This is a genomic window from Rhizobium glycinendophyticum, from assembly GCF_006443685.1.
Taxonomy (GTDB): Bacteria; Pseudomonadota; Alphaproteobacteria; order Rhizobiales; family Rhizobiaceae; genus Allorhizobium; species Allorhizobium glycinendophyticum.
This window is the reverse complement of the sequence record NZ_VFYP01000001.1, coordinates 389,933-408,371: the sequence shown is the minus strand read 5'-3', so window position 1 is coordinate 408,371 and position 18,439 is coordinate 389,933. Positions and strand designations below refer to the sequence as shown.

The 18,439-nt window shown below is 63.3% G+C and carries 17 protein-coding genes and 1 tRNA gene; 7 read left to right on the top strand and 11 right to left on the bottom strand.

Going from position 1 to position 18,439, the window contains the following annotated elements; genetic code table 11:
* Positions 1 to 92: 92 nt before the first annotated feature.
* From FJQ55_RS02035 to FJQ55_RS02025, 3 genes are read right to left on the bottom strand one after another with little or no spacing between them, the layout of a single operon-like run.
* Positions 93 to 695 (bottom strand): DUF4865 family protein, encoded by a 603-nt coding sequence (locus tag FJQ55_RS02035; protein WP_140826061.1) that lies wholly within the window; start codon positions 693 to 695, stop codon positions 93 to 95.
* Positions 695 to 1,126, bottom strand: coding sequence for a cupin domain-containing protein (locus FJQ55_RS02030; RefSeq protein WP_140826060.1), 432 nt, complete (start codon positions 1,124 to 1,126; stop codon positions 695 to 697). Before FJQ55_RS02030 ends, FJQ55_RS02035 begins: the two co-directional genes overlap by 1 nt.
* Positions 1,126 to 1,524, bottom strand: a complete 399-nt coding sequence (locus tag FJQ55_RS02025; RefSeq protein WP_140826059.1) for a tautomerase family protein — start codon at positions 1,522 to 1,524, stop codon at positions 1,126 to 1,128. The genes FJQ55_RS02030 and FJQ55_RS02025 overlap by 1 nt, the downstream gene beginning before the upstream one ends.
* Positions 1,525 to 1,630: 106 nt before the next feature.
* Between FJQ55_RS02025 and FJQ55_RS02020 the strand changes: the two genes are divergently transcribed.
* The gene (locus FJQ55_RS02020) at positions 1,631 to 2,533 is read left to right on the top strand and encodes a LysR substrate-binding domain-containing protein (RefSeq protein WP_140826058.1); all 903 of its coding nucleotides are present in this window, start codon (positions 1,631 to 1,633) and stop codon (positions 2,531 to 2,533) included.
* Between the two features lie 58 nt (positions 2,534 to 2,591).
* Here the strand turns inward: FJQ55_RS02020 and FJQ55_RS02015 are convergent.
* From FJQ55_RS02015 to FJQ55_RS02005, 3 genes are all read right to left on the bottom strand, one after another.
* Positions 2,592 to 2,668: transfer RNA gene (locus tag FJQ55_RS02015), tRNA-Arg, on the bottom strand.
* Between the two features lie 126 nt (positions 2,669 to 2,794).
* Positions 2,795 to 4,228, bottom strand: coding sequence for a sensor histidine kinase (locus FJQ55_RS02010; RefSeq protein WP_246085113.1), 1,434 nt, complete (start codon positions 4,226 to 4,228; stop codon positions 2,795 to 2,797).
* Positions 4,229 to 4,465: 237 nt separating this feature from the next.
* Positions 4,466 to 6,490: a methyl-accepting chemotaxis protein gene (locus FJQ55_RS02005; RefSeq protein WP_140826056.1), complete on the bottom strand. Its 2,025-nt coding sequence runs from the start codon at positions 6,488 to 6,490 to the stop codon at positions 4,466 to 4,468.
* Positions 6,491 to 6,809: 319 nt separating this feature from the next.
* On the opposite strand from FJQ55_RS02005, the gene rpmH reads away from it, so the two are divergent.
* From rpmH to yihA, 5 genes are all read left to right on the top strand, one after another.
* Positions 6,810 to 6,947 carry a 50S ribosomal protein L34 gene (gene rpmH, locus FJQ55_RS02000; protein WP_062611277.1) on the top strand — a complete coding sequence of 46 codons (138 nt, stop codon included), beginning with the start codon at positions 6,810 to 6,812 and terminating at the stop codon, positions 6,945 to 6,947.
* Positions 6,948 to 6,967: 20 nt separating this feature from the next.
* Positions 6,968 to 7,369 carry a ribonuclease P protein component gene (gene rnpA / locus FJQ55_RS01995; RefSeq protein WP_167507715.1) on the top strand — a complete coding sequence of 134 codons (402 nt, stop codon included), beginning with the start codon at positions 6,968 to 6,970 and terminating at the stop codon, positions 7,367 to 7,369.
* Entirely contained in the window at positions 7,369 to 9,180 is a 1,812-nt protein-coding gene (gene yidC, locus FJQ55_RS01990; protein ID WP_140826054.1) for a membrane protein insertase YidC, read from the top strand. Before rnpA ends, yidC begins: the two co-directional genes overlap by 1 nt.
* A gap of 68 nt (positions 9,181 to 9,248) precedes the next feature.
* Positions 9,249 to 10,160 carry a DMT family transporter gene (locus FJQ55_RS01985; protein WP_140826053.1) on the top strand — a complete coding sequence of 304 codons (912 nt, stop codon included), beginning with the start codon at positions 9,249 to 9,251 and terminating at the stop codon, positions 10,158 to 10,160.
* Positions 10,161 to 10,209: 49 nt separating this feature from the next.
* The gene (yihA, locus tag FJQ55_RS01980) at positions 10,210 to 10,869 is read left to right on the top strand and encodes a ribosome biogenesis GTP-binding protein YihA/YsxC (RefSeq protein WP_140826052.1); all 660 of its coding nucleotides are present in this window, start codon (positions 10,210 to 10,212) and stop codon (positions 10,867 to 10,869) included.
* Between the two features lie 47 nt (positions 10,870 to 10,916).
* Here the strand turns inward: yihA and FJQ55_RS01975 are convergent, their stop codons facing one another.
* The 3 genes from FJQ55_RS01975 to FJQ55_RS01965 all read right to left on the bottom strand — a co-directional run bounded on the left by FJQ55_RS01975 (position 10,917) and on the right by FJQ55_RS01965 (position 12,911).
* A complete protein-coding gene (locus tag FJQ55_RS01975) occupies positions 10,917 to 11,474 on the bottom strand; it encodes a fasciclin domain-containing protein (protein WP_140826051.1) in 558 nt (185 codons plus the stop codon).
* A 188-nt stretch (positions 11,475 to 11,662) separates the two neighbouring features.
* Positions 11,663 to 12,379, bottom strand: a complete 717-nt coding sequence (locus FJQ55_RS01970) for an anti-sigma factor (protein ID WP_140826050.1) — start codon at positions 12,377 to 12,379, stop codon at positions 11,663 to 11,665.
* Entirely contained in the window at positions 12,351 to 12,911 is a 561-nt protein-coding gene (locus FJQ55_RS01965; RefSeq protein ID WP_140826049.1) for a sigma-70 family RNA polymerase sigma factor, read from the bottom strand. Before FJQ55_RS01965 ends, FJQ55_RS01970 begins: the two co-directional genes overlap by 29 nt.
* A 162-nt stretch (positions 12,912 to 13,073) precedes the next feature.
* Between FJQ55_RS01965 and argB the strand changes: the two genes are divergently transcribed.
* Positions 13,074 to 13,961 (top strand): acetylglutamate kinase, encoded by an 888-nt coding sequence (argB, locus tag FJQ55_RS01960; RefSeq protein ID WP_140826048.1) that lies wholly within the window; start codon positions 13,074 to 13,076, stop codon positions 13,959 to 13,961.
* A gap of 21 nt (positions 13,962 to 13,982) precedes the next feature.
* Here the strand turns inward: argB and FJQ55_RS01955 are convergent, their stop codons facing one another.
* Both FJQ55_RS01955 and FJQ55_RS01945 read right to left on the bottom strand, forming a co-directional pair.
* Complete coding sequence (locus FJQ55_RS01955; protein ID WP_140826047.1) at positions 13,983 to 15,467, bottom strand: DHA2 family efflux MFS transporter permease subunit; 1,485 nt, start codon at positions 15,465 to 15,467, stop codon at positions 13,983 to 13,985.
* 1,801 nt (positions 15,468 to 17,268) lie between these two features.
* On the bottom strand, positions 17,269 to 18,183 hold the full coding sequence (locus tag FJQ55_RS01945) for an EamA family transporter (RefSeq protein ID WP_140826046.1): 915 nt from the start codon (positions 18,181 to 18,183) through the stop codon (positions 17,269 to 17,271).
* Between the last annotated feature and the right edge of the window lie 256 nt (positions 18,184 to 18,439).

Here is an 18,439-nt window from a genome sequence, read left to right as displayed (position 1 = left end):
TACCGCTGTTTGTGGAGAATGTTGTAACAGGCATGAATTAGAGACAGGTAAGCGAGCGCGGTGAACAGAGCCTGAGCGGGTTTTGTCGCATTTTATCGATTCACCGATCGCGGCGAGGCCGGGTCCCGTTCGGCGATGCCACCGGCAAGCGAGACGTGACCCACGGTGTAGACCTGCATGGCATCCGTCGTGACCGGAAGTTCCGGCCAAAGCGAAAACTCGACCAGCAGCCATTTTGTCGGATCGAATGCGGCGATCGCGGCCAGCGCCCCCTGCCGTCGCGCTGCGCCCATCGCGGCGACAGCTTCGGCGCGCTGTTCGGCGAGATCGGAGAAGGGTGCGATCGGGCGCACCACGCGCGTGGCATAGCGGGCATTTCCGAGCCCCTCGCCCAGATCGGCCTGCCAGATCAGCCACGTCTGCACCGATGGCCAACCGAAGTCGCGGGTCAGGGTGGCAAAACCGGGGCCGGAGAGAAAGCTGTCGATGCCCTCGGGCTCATCCCAGAGGTAAAAGGGCGCATAGAGGTTTTCGGCACTCGTGAAACCGGCATCCTCTTTCCGCGCCAAGAGATAGGCCTTGAAGCGCAGACGGGGAAAGCCGTCGAGCAGGGGGCCCTTGTCGCGAATGCGTCGATCGATGATCGACATGTCGTAGTCGGCGGGCAAGGTGAAGCTGTACTGCATGGCAATCATCACGGATCATCCTCGTGTTCGACGGGTCCGAACCATTGGACGGCCGAACCATCCTTCACCGGCTGGACGCTGAGATAGCTGAAGGGGCTCATTGCGGCGGCACCGTGCCAATGGCGCTCGTCCGGCGCGAACCAGACGGCATCGCCGGCGCGAACCTCTAGGGGCGGATCGCCCTCTTTCTGGACGAGGCCGACACCGTCGAGCACGAAGAGAAGCTGACCGCGCGGATGGCTGTGCCAATGGGTGACGACGCCCGGCGGCATAAAGCCCCGCATGGCCGTCATCTCGCCGTCCGTGCGGCTCGACAACAGCATCTGCACCAGAAAAGGCCCGCTGGAGACGCCAGCCGTCGCGGCGGTGATGCCGTCCCCGGCGCGGTGAACCACCATCGTTGGCGGGCAGCCTTGCTGCATCTCGAAGGGATTGCCCATCAGCGGACCTCCCCGGCCGGTGCGGCCGTATGGATGCCGGAGCCGAATGACCGGTCCTCGAAGGTCGAACCGACGACAGCGCTCAGCACATCCTGCGGCACGACACATGTCGATTCCGCACAATTTTCAACAAGCCTGCGATCAATGCGGGCCTTGGTCTCGGCCGATCGCGGCTCGCCGGTCGTGACGGGGAGGACGATTGTGTCATCCGAGCACGGGCCGCCGCGGTAGGTCCTGTCGACGATCAGTTCACCCGACTTGTGCTGGTGGATCGCACGGAACCGATCATCCGCCGCAACCTCGAAACACGCAACGAGCGCGCCGTCCAGCGGGTCGGCCACGGCTGCGCGATGGTCGACTGGCTCACCTGACGGCAGGGATATTCGGCTAAAGGGCATCGTGCTGCTCCACCAAGTCTGATTGACAGGAACAGTATGCAGCGGCATCATCATCCTGATAATCAGATTTTTCAGGATTAACCGTCCTGAAATTCAGGACCCAAACATGCGCCTCACCAATCTCGACATGGACGCCTTGCGCAGCTTCGTGACCGGCATCGATGCGGGGTCTTTTGCCAAGGCGGCCGATCGGCTCGGCCGCTCCACGTCGGCGGTCAGTGCGCAGCTGAAGAAGCTCGAGGACCAGGTGGGCGCAGAGCTGGTACGCCGGTCCGGGCGCGGGCTGGCGTTGACCGACAGCGGCGATCTGATGCTGTCCTATGCCCGCCGGCTGCTGAACCTCAACGACGAAGCCATCAGCGCCGTGCGCAGTCCAGACCTCGAAGGCTGGATCCGTCTCGGCATCCAGGAGGATTTCGGGGAGACGGTGTTGCCGCAGGTGCTCGGCCGTTTCGCCCGCGCCCATCCGCGCGTGCGCATCGAAGGCCGGATCGCGCGCAACAGCGAACTCCGGGACAAGATCGCGTCCGGCCATCTCGACCTGGCGCTGCTCTGGGACGATGACAGTGCGGCTCCGGCAGAGCGGATCGCGTCTTTGCCGCTCTGCTGGCTCGGTGCCGCGAGCGAGGAACAGGCCTGGAAGGCCGGCGCGGGCGAAGCGCTGCCGCTCGCGGCCATGGAGGCGCCCTGCCTGCTGCGGTCGCTCGCCTGCGCCCAGCTCGATCGGCAGGGCATCGCCTGGCGGATCGCCTTCGTCAGCCCGAGCCTCGGCGGATTGTGGGCCGCGACGGCCGCCGGGCTCGGCATCGCGCTGCGCACGCCCTTCGCCTTGCCCCCTGCCGTGCGTGTTCTGGAGCCGACCGCCCACGGCCTGCCCCTACTCCCGTCACTCGGCCTCAGCCTGCTGCAGTCGAAAACCGGGGACCACGCCATCAGCGCTCATCTCGCCATCATCATCCGGCAGGCGCTCACGGAGACGCTGCCGGAAGACTGGATAACAACGACATAACCGCACGCTGCGCGGTTTACGGACCGCGTCAATAAACTTCTATTGTCTCGGAAAAGAATGGCGCACCCGAAGAGATTCGAACTCCTGACCCCCAGATTCGTAGTCTGGTGCTCTATCCAGCTGAGCTACGGGTGCTTGCCAGCCGACTGTTCGTCGGCGTTGGCGATCCTCTAAAGCGTGACGCTTTGGAATGCAAGCGTCGTTTTTCAAAAAAGAGTCATTTTGCCGTCACGTCGCCTCAGGCAGCCTTTCAAACGGCGTTCAGGCGCGGACACGCCAGTCGTTGAGATCCACTGGCCTGTCGGGAATTTCGATGCGGAACAGGGTGCCCGGCCCTGGCTTTTCCACAAGCGCGATCGTGCCGCCATGGGCGAGCACCAGTTCGCGGGCGATCGCAAGCCCCAGCCCCGTGCCGCCCGAGCGGGCGGAGCCACGGAAGGCGGCAAAGAGATTTTCGCGGGCCTTGGGCGGCATTCCGGGCCCGGTATCGTCGATGGTGATCGCCACAACCGAGCCGGTGCGCTGCGCCGAAACGGTGATGCGGCGCGGATAGTCCGGATCGTCCGGTGCGTGGCTCGCCAGGGCCTGCACGGCATTGCGGCAGATGTTGTGAATGACCCGGAAAAGCTGTTCGCTGTCGCCATCGATCTCGATATCCGGCGCGATCATCTCGACGAATTCGATGGCCAGTTCCTGGTTCAGCTGCAGAAGTTCCCGCACCTCCTGGCAGAGTTCCACGAGACGGAAACGCCGCCGCTGCGGCTCGGCTTCGGACGTCTGGCCATAGGACAGGACTTCGCTCGTATAGCCGACGGCCCGGTCGATCGCACGCAGTAGCTTCGGGGCGAAGCTTTTCACCAGCGGATCCTCGACATCGACCAGCCGGTCCGACATCAGCTGGGCGGAGGCCAGGATGTTGCGCATGTCGTGGTTGATCTTGGAGACCGCGAGGCCGAGATCGACCAGCGTCTTTTGCTGGCGCAGGGTCTTTTGCAACTGATCCTGCATGCGGGTCAGGTGGCGACCGGCAACGGCAATCTCATCGTGACCCTCCGATGGATTGAGAATTCGCGCCGGATCCTCCGGATTTTCCGCGAAGGCCTGCATACTGCGGGCAAGCCGCCGCACCGGCATGATCATGATCCGGTTGATGGCAAGGAACATCAGGACAGCGGTGATCACCGAAATCATAAGCGAGACGATGAGGATGTTGTGCGCATAACCGAGCATGGCGCGGCGCAGCGGTCTCTCCTCCATGACGATCTCGATGGTGGTGTCGCTCGCGTCGGCAATCGGGCCATAGACCCGCAGCAGCCGGTCGCCGCCGAAGAACAGCGTGTAAAAAGCGTCTCGGATCGATTCGAGCTCGGAATAATCCGCAAGATCATACGCCGCGTCGACTTCCGTCGGCATCTCGGTCACGGCGAGCAGGCGCGACGTGCCGTCCTTGCGCAGCACGATCGCCTTCGTGCCCGTCGTTGCCAGCGTGTCCTCCTGGACGCCGCGCGGCAATTCCAGCGGCTGCAGCCCGTCTATGACGACGCCCGCAGCGGCTGCCGTGTTCAGGCGGTCCTGCAGCCAGCGCTGGCGCATGGTGGCGACAGACGGCGCGAAGATCAGGATTTCGGCCAGCATCACGAAGGCGATGGTCAGCCACAACAGCTTGCCGGACAGCCCCCTGATCCGGCTCGGCATGCGATAGCCACCGGAGAGGTCGGACTGCAGATCGCTGTCCTGCCGGTCAAACATCAAGTCACGTTCCTGTTGTCCCAAAGGTCGATTTCGGATCGGGGCGTGCGAACATCTTAGTTGAGCGCGATAGACAAGACCACGCGGAAGATCGCCGCAGACGTTAATCTTTGGTCATGAAAACGAAACGGCCGCGGCATTGGATGCCGCGGCCGTCGATTTTTCTCAGATTCTTTTGGAGGATCAGAACTCTTCCCAGCTGTCGCCCTTGGGGGCTGCGGCGGCCGCAGTTGCCCGGCCGGAGCCACCAAACGCGCGAGCGACGTTGCCGGCCAACTGCCGTGCCGGTGATGCCACCGGACGATGCTGGGCTGCAGCCGGCGCGGGCGCCGCGCGCATGCCGCGCATATCGTCGCCGAGCTTGAACTGCCCAATGATCTGGGCCAGGCCGCCGGCTTCGGCCGACAACTTGTGTGTCGAGGCCGAGGTTTCCTCGACCATGGCCGCATTCTGCTGGGTGACCTGGTCCATCTGGTTGATTGCGGTATTGACCTCGGCCAGACCCGTCGACTGCTCCTTGGCAGCAGCCGCGATCGAGTGGATGTGGTCGTTGATCTTCAACACGCGGCTTTCGATTTCCGACAGAGCCTCGCCGGTGCGCTGCACCAGCTTCACGCCGCCAGCCACTTCCTCGCCCGACTTGGTGATCAGCGTCTTGATGTCCTTCGCCGCATTGGCCGAGCGCTGCGCAAGCTCGCGCACCTCCTGGGCCACGACCGCAAAACCCTTGCCGGCTTCACCCGCACGCGCCGCTTCCACGCCGGCATTCAGCGCCAGGAGGTTCGTCTGGAAGGCGATTTCGTCGATGACATTGATGATCTGCGAAATTTCGCGTGAAGCCTGTTCGATGCGGCCCATGGCATTGACCGCTTCACCAACCACGGTCGCCGACTGGGCGGCACTGTGCTTGGCTTCGGTCACCATGTGGCTCGCCTCCTGGGCGCGCTCGCTCGACTGACGGACCACGACCGTGATCTCGTCGAGGGCTGCGGAGGTTTCCTCAAGTGCTGCTGCCTGCTGCTCGGTGCGCTTCGAGAGATCGTTGGTCGCAGAGGTGAGCTGCACCGTGTTGTCATTGATCGAGTCGGTGCGGCCGCGAATGTCCGACATGGTCTGGCGCAAGCGCTGGAACGACTTGTTGACGTTTTCCTGCAGCTCCGCAAAGACGCCGCGGAAGGTGCCATTCATTTCCTGCGACAGGTCGTTGGAGGCCAGGCTGCCGATGACGCGGTTGGTTTCCGAAACACCGGTCTCGACCGAACCGAGAAGCTCGTTGATGTTCGAGGCGAAGCGGTTGAGGTTGGCGTCCTCGTAATCCTTCTCGATACGGCGGGAGAAATCGCCTGCAGCCGCCGAGGCGACGACGGCCGCCATGCTGGTTTGCAGATCGTCGCTCTTGGCGCGCATGGCGCTTTCCTGAGCGTTCAGACGCTGCACAGACAAACCGTTCTCCTTGAACACTTCGACTGCCGCAGCCATCTCGCCGATTTCGTCCGGACGGCCGCTATAGGGAATTTCAGTGGTGTAATTGCCGCCGGCAATGGCGTTCATCGCGCCCGTCACCCGACGGATCGGACGGCTCAAATGGTTGACGCCGATATGGATGCCGAGGCCGGCACCAATGGCGACCGCCAGCAGGGTGACCCCGGAAATCAAGGTCAGCATGGTGCTGCGGAAGGAGGCGAGGCTGTCCGTCATCGCCGTCAGTTCGGCCAGATCCGCCTCGACTACGGCATCGATATCGGCCTGGAAGGCCTTGCGGTTGGCGCGGTTGGCGTCGGTATTGCCCTGTGCGTTTGCCTCCTTGGGGTCGGCTTCGATGCCGAGACGCGCCGTTTCAGCGCGGAACTTACGGAAGTCGGCAGCCTTGGCCGTCATTCCGTCGAAGGTCGCCTTCTGCGCCTCGGGCACGAGCGGCTTCCATTCGGCGAGTGCCGCATCCATCTTGTCGAGGTTCTTCAGGATACCCTCCGCGAAGGGCTTGGCCTTTTCCGTGTTGGGCGCCGCGTAAATGCCGCGCGCTTCCATGACTACGGCCGTCACCATGCGGTTCAGACGCTCACCGAGATAGGCGCGTTGCGAGATTTCTAGAAGGGCCGCCGATTTGGCGCCATATTGCACCGTCACGAAGACGCCCATGGCGCCGATGACGATCGCCGCCGCTCCCAGAATTCCCACCAACGAATAGACTTTGCCGCTGACTTTCACGACCTGCACTCCACTGCGAATGCGCCCAACGCGCATACTCCCGAATATTCGGATAGGTTAGACAGGACAGTTTAACAGCTCGTTCCTCCCCTTTTTTAGGGAGTGCGCATGACCTTTGATGCGTGCAGTTCCGCGCTTTACCCCCGGAGATAAGGGTCGTTCAAATCCGCCGTCGCGCGATTGACTCTTCGGACCTGCGCCCGTATAAGCCGCGCACGTTCGGAAAAGGCGCCCCGGCGGCGTTTTCCCGTGCGATAAAACCAACGCTTTTGCAGCAATGCAAATCCCAAGAAGGGCCGCACACCGCGGTATTAAATAAATGTCAAAGCGTACTTTCCAGCCTTCCAAGCTTGTTCGCAAGCGCCGCCACGGTTTCCGTGCACGCATGGCCACCAAGGGCGGCCGTCAGGTCCTCAACGCTCGCCGCTCGCGCGGTCGTGCGAAGCTTTCGGCTTAAGGCCTGAAGTGCCCGACGAGATTGACGGGCTTATGACGTCCACGGACACAAAGACATCTGTCGGCCGGCTGAAAAGCCGGCCCCAGTTCCTCGCCGTCAGACGCGGCGAAGCGCGCAAGGGTCGGCTGTTCCTCCTCGAGGTCCTCGACCGTCAAGACGACGCGCCGGCCCGGGTGGGCTACACGGTCACCAAGAAACATGGCAATGCAGTGGAACGCAATCGCATGCGGCGCAGGCTGAAAGAAGCCGTGCGACTGAATGCGGCGTTTGCAATGAAGCCGGGACACGACTATGTCATTGTCGGCCGGCGCGAGGTGCTCGGTGCACCCTTCAGTCAGCTGTCGCAACAGCTGATCCATCGTATTGAAAACCGCCAGACGAACAACACGCGGTCGCACAAGACCGGTCCCAGGAAAGAATGATGAAGAACAACCGCAATTATTTCGTCGCGATTGCCTTATCGGTGCTGATCGTACTTGCCTGGCAGTTCTTCTACATGAACCCGCGCATCGAGGCCCAGCGCAAAGCTCAGGAGGCCCAGATCGCGCAGCAGGAAGCCGCCAAGGCAGCTGATCCCGCCGCCGCGACGACGAACCCCGCTGCCGGCACGGCCGTCAACGGCGCGCTCCCGGCCGGTGCGGCGGCTGCCAATGCCGCGGTGAGCCGTGAAGCTGCTGTTGCCAAAACCGCCCGCGTTGCCATCGATACGCAGGATCTTCAGGGCTCGATCAACTTGACTGGCGCTCGCTTCGACGACCTGAAGCTCAAGCAGTACCGCGAGACCGTCGACAAGACGAGCCCGATCGTCACGCTGTTCAACCCGGCCGAGACCAAGGACGCCTATTTCACCGAACTGGGCTTCATCGCCGGTGAGAATGCCGGCCAGGTTCCCGGTCCCAACACCGTCTGGACCGCGCCGGAAGGTGCCAAGCTGACCGAAGCGACCCCGGTGACGCTCACCTATACCAATGATGCGGGCCTCACCTTCACCCGCAAGATCTCCGTCGACGAGCATTACATGTTCACCGTCGAGGATACGATCGCCAACGCCGGCACGGCATCCGCCAGCATCGCCCCCTATGGCCGCATCACCCGCTACAACAAGCCGGCGACGCCCGCGATCTTCGTGCTGCATGAAGGTTTCCTCGGGGTGCTCGGGACCGAAGGCAGCCTGGTTCAGGAAAAATACGCCGCCATCGAAAAGGAATCGCTGACCAACCCGAAGGCGACCGGTGGCTGGCTCGGCATCACCGACAAGTACTGGGCGTCCTCGATCATTCCGGCCCAGACCCTGCCGTTCGAGTCGCGCTTCTCGCATTTCACCGATGGCCAGCCGCGCTTCCAGGCCGATTTCAAGGCTGATGCGGTCAGCATCCCGGCCGGCCAGAACACCTCGCTGAAGACGCTGGTCTTTGCCGGCGCCAAGCAGGTTCCGGTCATCGATGCCTATGAGGCCAACCTCAACATCCCGAAGTTCGACCTGATGATCGACTGGGGCTGGTTCTATTTCTTCACCAAGCCGATGTTCAAGCTGATGGACTATTTCTATCATCTGGTCGGCAATTTCGGTGTGGCCATCCTGCTCACCACGATCGTCGTCAAGGTCCTGTTCTTCCCGCTCGCCAGCAAGCAGTATGCCTCCATGGCCAACATGAAGCGCGTGCAGCCGAAGCTCGAAGAGCTGAAGACGAAGTTCGCCGACGACCGCATGGGCCTGCAGCAGGCGATGATGGCGCTCTACAAGGAAGAGAAGATCAACCCGGTCGCCGGTTGTTGGCCGGTGCTCCTGCAGATCCCGGTCTTCTTCGCCCTCTACAAGGTGATCTACGTCACCATCGAAATGCGCCATGCGCCGTTCTTCGGCTGGATCCAGGACCTTTCGGCGCCGGATCCGACGAGCTTCGTCAACCTGTTCGGCCTGCTGCCCTTCGCCGCCCCGACCTTCCTGCATCTCGGCGTCTGGCCGATCATCATGGGCATCACCATGTGGGTGCAGATGCGCATGAACCCGACGCCGCCGGACCCGACCCAGGCGATGCTGTTCAACTGGATGCCGGTCATCTTCACCTTCATGCTCGGCACCTTCCCGGCTGGTCTGGTGATCTACTGGGCCTGGAACAACACGCTCTCGGTCTTGCAGCAGTCGATCATCATGAAGCGCCACGGCGTCGACATCGAACTGTTCAAGAACATCGGCAAGGCCTTCCGGCGAAAACCCGCCGGAACGAAATGATCCTGCAAAGCCCCGGCCTCGCCGGGGCTTTCTCTTTGTCGCCCCTTGCTGCAGTGCATCGAAACACCATGACCCAGGCCGCCTCCCTCCCTTCACCCCGTTCCTGGGCCGGCATCGCGCTGGTCTTGGGCTCCGCAATCGCCTGGAGCTATGGCGGCGCGATCCAGCGTTTCATCGGCGTCGCCGACGGCTGGACCATCGTCTTCTGGCGATGTCTCTTCGCGGGCCTCTTCCTCGCAGTCTTCATGCTGCTGCGCGACGGGCCGCGTGGCACGCTGCGTCTCTTCAAAGCGCTCGGCTGGCCGGGCCTTTCCATCGCCGTCGGCTTTGCCCTCGTCTCGACCTTCTTCGTGCTGGCGGTGTCGATGACGGCGGTTGCAAACGTCGTGCTGTTCATGGCGTCGATCCCGCTTTTTGCCGCCCTTCTCGCCCGCATCGTGCTCGGCGAGCCGATCACGCCGGTCACCTGGGGCGCCATCTTCGCCGTCATCCTCGGTGTCGGCATCATGGTCTCGGCCTCGATCGGCGAAGGCGGCTCGGTGCTCGGGCTGACGCTCGCGGCCAGCATCCCGGCAATCTTCGCCTGCATGACCGTCATCACGCGCCGCTATCCCGGCATCCGCATGACGCCGGCGGCCTGTGGCGGCTCCTTCATCGCCTCGGCCATTGCCGCCACGCAGGCCGGCGCCTTTGCCGTCGGCGGACAGGATCTCGCGCTGCTGTTCTGCTTCGGCGCCCTCAATCTCGGCCTCGGCATGGCGCTCTATGTCACGGGCGCACGCCTGATCCCGTCGGCCCTCGCCGCCCTGCTCGGCACGGCCGAAATGATCCTCGCCCCTGTCTGGATGGTCATTCTGCACAACGAGATCCCTTCGGGTCGCACGATATTAGGTGGCGCCATCGTCATGGCCGCCCTCTTCACCTATCTCGTCAGCCACGCGCGCCCGGCCAGCAACCGCACAGGCGGGGCTGCGGCTTGACTTTGCCGCGCAAAACCCTGAATTGACCGGTTCACGAGAGGCCAGAGCCATGCGCGATCCCAATCAGAGAAGTGACTATCCCCTGTTCGTCCGTCCGTGGATCTTCATCCGCGGCGTGCCGTCGATGGAGTTCCTGCCGCCGGAAGGCCCGCTGGAAGTTGCCTTTGCCGGTCGTTCGAATGTCGGCAAGTCGTCGCTCATCAATGCGCTGGTCGGCCAGGCCGGGCTTGCCCGCACCTCCAACACACCGGGCCGCACCCAGGAACTCAACTATTTCGTGCCCGACGGCTTCTCCGGCCAGGAGGGCGACCTGCCACCGATGGCGCTGGTCGACATGCCCGGTTACGGCTATGCCAAGGCGCCGAAGGAACAGGTCGATGCCTGGACCAAGCTGGTCTTCGATTACTTGAGGGGCCGCGCGACACTGAAGCGCGTCTATGTTCTGATCGACAGCCGCCACGGCATCAAGAAGAACGACGACGAGGTCTTGTCACTGCTCGACAAGGCCGCCGTCTCCTACCAGATCGTGCTGACCAAGACCGACAAGATCAAGGCCGCCGGCGTGCCCAGGCTGATCGCCGAGACGCTCGACAAGATCAAGAAACACCCGGCCGCTTTCCCGGAAGTGCTCGCAACCTCGTCTGAAAAAGCAGACGGCCTCGAGCAATTGCGGGGCGCAATCACCGAGGCCGTCAAACAGGGCCTTTGACGCTCAGGCACCTGCCTTAGTCAGATGGGCTCTGAGGCCCATCCTTCTTACATCTTCGGCAGGATCACCGCGTCGACGACGTGGATGACGCCGTTCGACTGCTTGACGTCGGCAATCGTCACGGTCGAGACGCCGCCATTCTCGTCAGTCAGCGTCACCTTGCCGTCGGCTGCCTTGGCCTTCAGCACGCAACCGCCGACCGTCGGCACATCATGCTCGCCGCCGTCATCGGCGATCATCTTGACGAGCGCATCCGACATCACGGCCTTGCCGACCACGTGGCAGGTCAGGACCTTGGTGAGCTGGTCCTTGTTCTCAGGCTTCAGCAGGTTGTCGACGGTGCCGGCCGGCAGCTTCGCAAAGGCTTCGTTCGTCGGGGCAAAGACGGTAAACGGGCCGGCACCCGAGAGGGTCTCGACCAGGCCTGCGGCCTTCACGGCAGCGACCAGGGTCGTGTGATCCTTGGAGTTGACGGCGTTTTCAACGATGTTCTTGGTCTCGGGCATCTCTGCACCACCAACCAACGGATTGGCGGCGTAAGCGGCAACGGTGCCGGCGAGCAGGGCGGCGGTGATTGCGAGCGGGCGAAGGGCGATCTTGAACATTTTCGGTTTCCTCTGTCCTTGGTGTTCTTGAACGCGTCCTGACGGTTCGGGCCGCCGGACGCCTGAGTGGGATCCCTCTATCGGGGACACCACCAAGGACGGAAGGATTCGAAAACAAGTTTCAGAAACGGCGAGAAAATTCTCGCCGCTCTTTTATCTCTTTGATCTGAAAAGAAACTTTCAGCCGATCAGGGATGAACAGGGCCGACGGCCAGCACCGGTCCGGTCGCCTTGCCGGTCGGCGAGCCGCCAAACGGCTCAAGGCTGACGGCGAGCACCACGCCTTCTGCCAGGCGGCCGCGCAGCTCTTCCGGCACCGCGATTTCACCCTGCCCCGTCTGCGGCAAGACACCGAGGGAGACCGGCGGCTGCTCACCCTCGACCAGCCACAGCTCCAGCGATTTCTGCTCGGCACCGCCGGCCGCGACCGGCGTCACCGCCAGCTGGCCCGAGCGCTGGTCGTAGCTCGCAAGCAGCGCGATCTGGCTCTGCTCGCCAGACAGCTCGGCGGTGAGGCGCGTCGCTGGCGGCTGCGGCCGCAAGGCGGGTGCCCATTGCAGGCCGGCCACAAGCGCCAGACCGCCAAGCGAGGCGAAGGTCAGCCCCCGCCAGAGCCAGAGCGCGTTCCACAGCCCGCGGGGCGCAGCGCCCTCCGCGGCCACCGGAAACAGCCGCTGCTCGATTTTGCCGAACAGCTGATCCGGCGGCGACACCTCGGCGTAGTCATCGTTGAACTGGACGAGGTTGGCCTCCCAGCGGCGCACGACCTCTGCAAACTGCCGGTCATGGCGCAGGCGCGCTTCGACCTCGGCGCGCTCGGGCATGCCGAGAACGCCGAGGACATATTCCCCGGCGAGGACCTCGTCCCGCGATCTGTCACCCTTGCTCTGGTCGGGCGTGCTCATCCATGCATTCTCTCAGTTTCAAAAGGCTGCGTCGCAGCCATGTGCGCATCGTGTTCAACGGAACCGCGAATGTCTCGGCCAGTTCCTGATAGGACAGTCCCTCGACATAGGCCTGTCGAACGGCGCGCGCCCGGTCAGGATCCAATGCCTCCATGCATGTGTCAATGCGTGCGCCTTCGGAGCGCAACATCGCCGTCTGTTCGGGGTCCGGACCAAGATCGGCAAGCTCTTCCGCCGCCTCCAGATCCTCGCTCTCGGGCCGCTTCGCCCGCAAGCGGTCGATACAGCGATAGCGCGTGATGGCGCACAGCCAACCATAGGCGTTCATGCCATCGCCCGAATAGCTGCCGGCCTTGTCCCAGATCCGGACGAACACGTCCTGCAGGGCCTCTTCGGCATCACCCCTGTCCTTCAACATACGAAGGCAGATGGCAAAAAGTTTCGGCGAGAGCTTCTGATAGAGGAGCGAAAACGCCGAGCGGTCGCGAAGGGCCACACGGGCCAGCAGCTCGCCGATGTCGTCGCGTACCATGATACCCCCATCCTCCAGTCGCAGCTGATTTAGGGCGGCAATCTGTTTCTGCAATGCGACAGGATGAAGATGCATGTCACAGGCCGCTTATATTCCGCGACGATTATTCCATAGCGGCGACACATGCGTTAAAAGGCCGCCATTCCAAACGAGGTTTTCCCCATGTCGGCTCCCGAAAGCGAAATCCAGGCCCGCCTTCTCGTCCAGGCCCTGCCCTTCATGCAGCGCTATGAGAACAAGACCATCGTGGTCAAATATGGCGGCCACGCCATGGGTAATCCCGAACTCGGCAAGGCCTTTGCCGCCGATATCGCGCTTTTGAAGCAGTCGGGCGTCAACCCGATCGTCGTGCATGGCGGCGGCCCGCAGATCGGCGCCATGCTTGCCAAGATGGGCATCGAATCGCGCTTCGAAAACGGCCTGCGCGTCACCGACCAGAAGACGGTCGAGATCGTCGAAATGGTGCTCGCCGGCTCGATCAACAAGGAAATCGTCGCGCTGATCAACCAGACCGGCGAATGGGCGATCGGGCTCTGCGGCAAAGACGGCAACATGGTCTTTGCCGAAAAGGCGCAGAAGAAGGTCCGCGATCCCGACAGCAATATCGAGCGCGTGCTCGATCTCGGCTTTGTCGGCGAAGTGGTCGAAGTCGACCGCACGCTGCTCGACCTGCTCGCCCGCTCGGAAATGATCCCGGTCATCGCCCCGGTCGCACCCGGCCGCGACGGCGCCACCTACAATATCAATGCCGACACCTTTGCCGGCGCGATTGCCGGCGCGCTCAACGCCTCGCGTCTGCTCTTCCTCACCGATGTGCCGGGCGTGCTCGACAAAAACGGCAACCTGATCAAGGAGCTGTCGGTCGCCGAAGCCCATGCGCTGATCAAGGACGGCACGATATCCGGCGGCATGATCCCGAAGGTCGAGACCTGCATCGAGGCGATCCAGGCCGGCGTGCAGGGCGTCGTCATCCTCAACGGCAAGACCGCCCATTCGGTCCTGCTCGAACTCTTCACCGAGACCGGTGCCGGCACGCTGCTGATCCCCTGAGGTCCAGAATTCCCTTGCCGGTCACTCGATCGGCAGGGGCCTTTCCTGGACCGCCGGGCCCGCCTGCCCGCGCATCATGAAGACGGCGATCAGCACCAGCGCATAGCCGGCAAAATTGTAGAACAGCCCCGTCGCCAGCGCGTGGATATAGGCAGCATGATTGGCGACGCCTGCCGCCACGCTCCCCGCCAGATCGGCAAAGAAGATCTGGCTGACGATGGCGATGCCCAGCGCACTGCCTACCTGCTGGATCGCCTGCAGCGCGCCGGAGCCTGAACCCGCATCATGCGGCGGCACGCCGGCCAGCACCAGCTGGAACATCGGCGCGATCGCGATCCCCATGCCGAGCCCGCTCAAGAGAAGCCAGGGCAGCAATGCCACCCGGTCGGCCACCTCGCCGAAAGCCACGATCTGATAGCGCAGCGCCGCCATGCCGACGATCACCATCATCACGCCGCCGATCACGCGCAGACGCGGCGTGATGTTGCCGAGCCGCCCCGAGATCAGCGAGGCAACGAAGATGCCGGATGAAAACGGCACCGTGGTCAGGCCCGATTGCAGCGGCGTGAAGCCAAAACCCTGCTGCAGGAACATCGCAAAGGTCAGGAAGAAGCCCGGCATGGTCGAGAAGAAGGTCGCCGTCATCAGCGTGCCGATGACGTAGTTGCGGTTGCGCATCAGATTAAGCGGCAAGAGTTCCGGTCCCTTCGTCCGGTGCTGGCGACGCTCCCAGAGCGCAAAGGCGATCGCCAGCGGCACCGCGAGCGCCAGCATGGCGAAACACCAGGTCGGCCAGCCAAAGCCGCGTCCCTCGATCAGCGGGAAGATTATGCAGAAGATCGCAAGACCTGCGAGCAGGATGCCGCCGAAATCGTTCTTCAGGCCCGGGCGTACCGGCAGCGACGGAATGAGGCGGGCGCCGAGGAGGATGGTGATCAGCCCGACCGGAATGTTGATCAGAAAGATCGGCCGCCAGCCGAGGCCGAAGAGATCCATGCTGATCAGCCAGCCGCCGAGCAGCGGCCCGGACACAGAAGCGAGACCGGCGCTCAGGCCAAACAGCGAAAAGGCGGAGGCCCGCTCCTTCGGCGGAAACATCATCTGGGCGATTGCCAGCACCTGCGGCGTCATCACGGCGGCCCCCGCCCCCTGCAGCAGCCGCGCGGCGATCAGGCTGTCGATGCCGGGTGCAAGCCCACAGAGCAGCGAGGCAAAGGTAAAGGCGCCGACGCCCACCAGAAACACCCGCTTCTTGCCGCGCACATCCCCCAGTCGGCCGAAGGGCAAAAGCCCGAGCGCAAAGACCAGCACATAACCGGCCACCACCCATTCGATCTCGCTCGACGTCGCCCCGAGCCCCGACTGCAGGCTGGGCAGCGCCACATTGACGATGGTGACATCGAGCAGATTCATGAAATTCGCCAGCATCATCACGGCAAGCGCCGTCCAGCGCTTCGGATAGGAATGATCGGATGCGGCAGCACCGGGTGGGTTCGAGGCGGTCATGGGGTCTCCGGCGGCTTCTGCGCGTTGCGTGTCTTGGATGTACCGCGCGGGGGGAAAAGCGCAAATGGTTTTGCGGGTGTGCTCGGTGGCACCACAAATTCAACGCGGATGGCGCGCTACCCCTCCCCCCTTGCGGGGGAGGACGGAAAATCGAAGGCTTGAGGTCCGCGCAAGCCGCCTAAACTTCAGATTTTCCCGGAGAGGGGCACGGTTCCGTTGGCACCGAAATCACCGAGCCCCCCTCTTGCGAAATCTCAAGGTTTGGCTCTGAGCGGGCCAATTCCTCTCACAGCCTTCGCGCGGCGTCGCGCTCAGGCCTCCGTTCGCTGAAATCGATTCGCTGGATCGATTTCTGGCCTTCGGCCAACGCTCCGAAGTCTCCCCCGCAAGGGGGAGATGAGCCCGCGGCCCTGGCTTGTGTCTGGATCCTCGGGTCAAGCCCGAGGATGACGACCTTTAGGGGACACAAGGGTATCCTCCTCAGACCTTGTGCGGTGAAGACAGTAGCGGAGGATACCAGGCGCTTTCTCCACACTCCGTCATCCTCGGGCTTGACCCGAGGATCCAAACACAAGCCCGCCAACAGGTGACGTCGCGTTTGCCGCCTTCGCCCCTCATCCGCCCCTTCGGGGCACCTTCTCCCCGCAGGCGGGGAGAAGGCCGAGACGGCCACCGCTTGCGCCCCCCTCTCCCCGCCTGCGGGGAGAGGGGGGGGTGAGGGGCAAAGGCCACAAACGCGGCGGCAGGCAAAAAAGGGGGATGAGTTCGCGACATTTCCCAACAAAATCAAAGCCCGAACCATTTTTTCATCCCCGCCCATTTTTCCTCCCGTAGACTCAACTCCGTCCCGCCCTCGGATACACCTGTCGATGCGATGTCAGGCGAGGCGGGGCCGGCGCCGGGATGGAGGGTTGTCGCAGATCCAAGATCCTGGCCCGCTGCAACGGTCTCCCTCCGGACGTGGGGCTGGAACGAGGGTTTGGCGGTCGGATGCCACCAAACCTGGATACCCCGATCGGAAGGACGTGCCTCAGAGGCACACAGACAAGGCGCCATTGCTGTCGCGAACATCCAGACAGCGGGGCGAAACAAACGGCGGGGATGATGGCAGGCTGCAAATGGCCAAACGATCATCCCCCGGGCGAGGGTCCCGGTCGGAATGGTGCACCATCCGGCGGGAACCTCCCGGGCCACCGGCCAGGCTGAAGCGTCACTCTCGTGGTGATGTCGAAGCCGGACCCGCGCCCGGTCAATCCTCGGTCATCCTCGGGCCTGACCCGAGGACCGAGGACCGTCGCCGCCTTGCCAGAGGGACGCATGCAGCGGGAATAGACGCCGAACGAGGCGCCGGAAGGAGCCACATATTTACTTAGACAGGTTGCTTCTGGCGCCTCGTCCGAGACAAGCATGCCCATCACCGGAGGGAGTTGCTCCCGACCGGCGGCGAAGCTTGGTTTTTTGACAGTGATAGATTTCCCCTCATCCTGAGGTGCCTGACCCTGTCGGGCCTCGAAGGGCGAGGCCACCACGCCTACCCTCATGCTGAGGCACCGGGCAAGGCCCGGCCTCGAAGCACGAGGCCACAGGTCCAGCAAAAAAGAGGGATGCTTCGAGGCCCTCGCTTTGCGAGGGCACTCAGCATGAGGGCGTCGCGCTAACCTGCCGAGGGTTCATCCCACACGTGGTGTGCGGTGGGCGAAAGCCTCGCCGCTTTCCCCTCTTGCGACATCTGATATTTGGCCCTGATCGGGCCAACTCCTCGATTTCGCTTTCTCCCCCGCAAGGGGGGAGACAGGCCCCCTCACACCAGAACCAGCAACAGCACCCCGAGCACGATCAAACCGCAGCCCGCCACCTCCAGCCGATTGATCCGCTCCTTGAAGAACAGGACCGAGGAAGCGAAGGTGAACAGCATTTCCACCTGGGCCAGCGCCTTGACCACCGCCACCTGTTGCAGCGTCATGGCGATGAACCAGCCGAAGGAGGCGGTGGCGCCGACGAAGCCGACCAGCGCGCTGATCGTCCAGGCAGCGCGGATGCGGGAAAGCTCCGCCCGGTCCCGCCACAGCATCCAGGCGAGCATCGAGACGGTCTGCACGACGATAACCACGCAGAGCGTATACCCCGCCTGCATCACAGCATCCGGGGCCGGCAGCGTTGGCGCGAGCGAAAGCGACGCAGCCCGATAGGCGGTGCCCGACAGGCCGAAGAAGAAGCCGGAGGCGAGGCCGATCAGGGCCGTGCGGCTCAAGACAGAGGTCACCAGTGCGGCAGGCGTCAGCGTGGTGCGGGCGACCGAGATCAGCATGACGCCGACGATCGAGACGAGGATGGCGGCAAAGGTGCCGGCGGTGATCGTTTCGCCGAAAAGCACCAGGGCGATCAGCGCCGCCTGGGCCGGCTCCGTGCGGGAATAGGCGGTGCCGACGGCGAAGTTGCGAAACGAGAAGAGGTGGACCAGCAGAAAAGTCGCGGCGACCTGGGCGAGTGCGCCGACGACCGCCCAGCCGGCAAAGACGAGGCCGGGCACCGGCAGCGGCCGGTCGAAGCCGAGATTGAGGATGGCGAGATAGAGAAAAGCAAAAGGCAAGCCGAAGCCGAAGCGGACGAAGGTGGCGCCCGTGGTGCCCATGCGGCTCTTCAGGTGTTTTTGCAGCGCCGAGCGCATGTTTTGCAGGAAGGCAGCACCGATGGTGATGATGGCCCAGAATTCCATGGGGATCGATCCGGAATGACAAACCAACGTCGAAGACGCGGCGAAAGGACGGGAGATGCGGTGAAAGATGGCCCTGATGGCCCTCGATCAGCAGACGCGCAGGCGGATCGTGCCGGCGGCCAGCGGATGGAAACGGCATGGCAGCCGCTTGTGATCCTGGAGGATCACACTCGCCTTGCCGGTACGGATCAACATCATTCTGGCCATGCGCCTCTGATAGCACTTCCCGAAGCGGCAACCAATCCTATTTCCACCG

What these genes read in the sequence shown, in the direction of transcription:
- FJQ55_RS02020 (WP_140826058.1), top strand. Translation starts at nt 1,631, where the DNA reads ATGCGCCTCACCAATCTCGACATGGACGCCTTGCGCAGCTTCGTGACC.
- yihA (WP_140826052.1), top strand. Translation starts at nt 10,210, where the DNA reads ATGCGCGATCCCAATCAGAGAAGTGACTATCCCCTGTTCGTCCGTCCG.
- FJQ55_RS02010 (WP_246085113.1), bottom strand. Translation starts at nt 4,228, where the DNA reads ATGCCGAGCCGGATCAGGGGGCTGTCCGGCAAGCTGTTGTGGCTGACC.
- FJQ55_RS01975 (WP_140826051.1), bottom strand. Translation starts at nt 11,474, where the DNA reads ATGTTCAAGATCGCCCTTCGCCCGCTCGCAATCACCGCCGCCCTGCTC.
- FJQ55_RS02025 (WP_140826059.1), bottom strand. Translation starts at nt 1,524, where the DNA reads ATGCCCTTTAGCCGAATATCCCTGCCGTCAGGTGAGCCAGTCGACCAT.
- FJQ55_RS01965 (WP_140826049.1), bottom strand. Translation starts at nt 12,911, where the DNA reads ATGGTACGCGACGACATCGGCGAGCTGCTGGCCCGTGTGGCCCTTCGC.
- FJQ55_RS01970 (WP_140826050.1), bottom strand. Translation starts at nt 12,379, where the DNA reads ATGAGCACGCCCGACCAGAGCAAGGGTGACAGATCGCGGGACGAGGTC.
- yidC (WP_140826054.1), top strand. Translation starts at nt 7,369, where the DNA reads ATGAAGAACAACCGCAATTATTTCGTCGCGATTGCCTTATCGGTGCTG.
- rpmH (WP_062611277.1), top strand. Translation starts at nt 6,810, where the DNA reads ATGTCAAAGCGTACTTTCCAGCCTTCCAAGCTTGTTCGCAAGCGCCGC.
- FJQ55_RS02035 (WP_140826061.1), bottom strand. Translation starts at nt 695, where the DNA reads ATGATTGCCATGCAGTACAGCTTCACCTTGCCCGCCGACTACGACATG.
- argB (WP_140826048.1), top strand. Translation starts at nt 13,074, where the DNA reads ATGTCGGCTCCCGAAAGCGAAATCCAGGCCCGCCTTCTCGTCCAGGCC.
- FJQ55_RS02030 (WP_140826060.1), bottom strand. Translation starts at nt 1,126, where the DNA reads ATGGGCAATCCCTTCGAGATGCAGCAAGGCTGCCCGCCAACGATGGTG.
- FJQ55_RS01945 (WP_140826046.1), bottom strand. Translation starts at nt 18,183, where the DNA reads ATGGAATTCTGGGCCATCATCACCATCGGTGCTGCCTTCCTGCAAAAC.
- FJQ55_RS01955 (WP_140826047.1), bottom strand. Translation starts at nt 15,467, where the DNA reads ATGACCGCCTCGAACCCACCCGGTGCTGCCGCATCCGATCATTCCTAT.
- FJQ55_RS01985 (WP_140826053.1), top strand. Translation starts at nt 9,249, where the DNA reads ATGACCCAGGCCGCCTCCCTCCCTTCACCCCGTTCCTGGGCCGGCATC.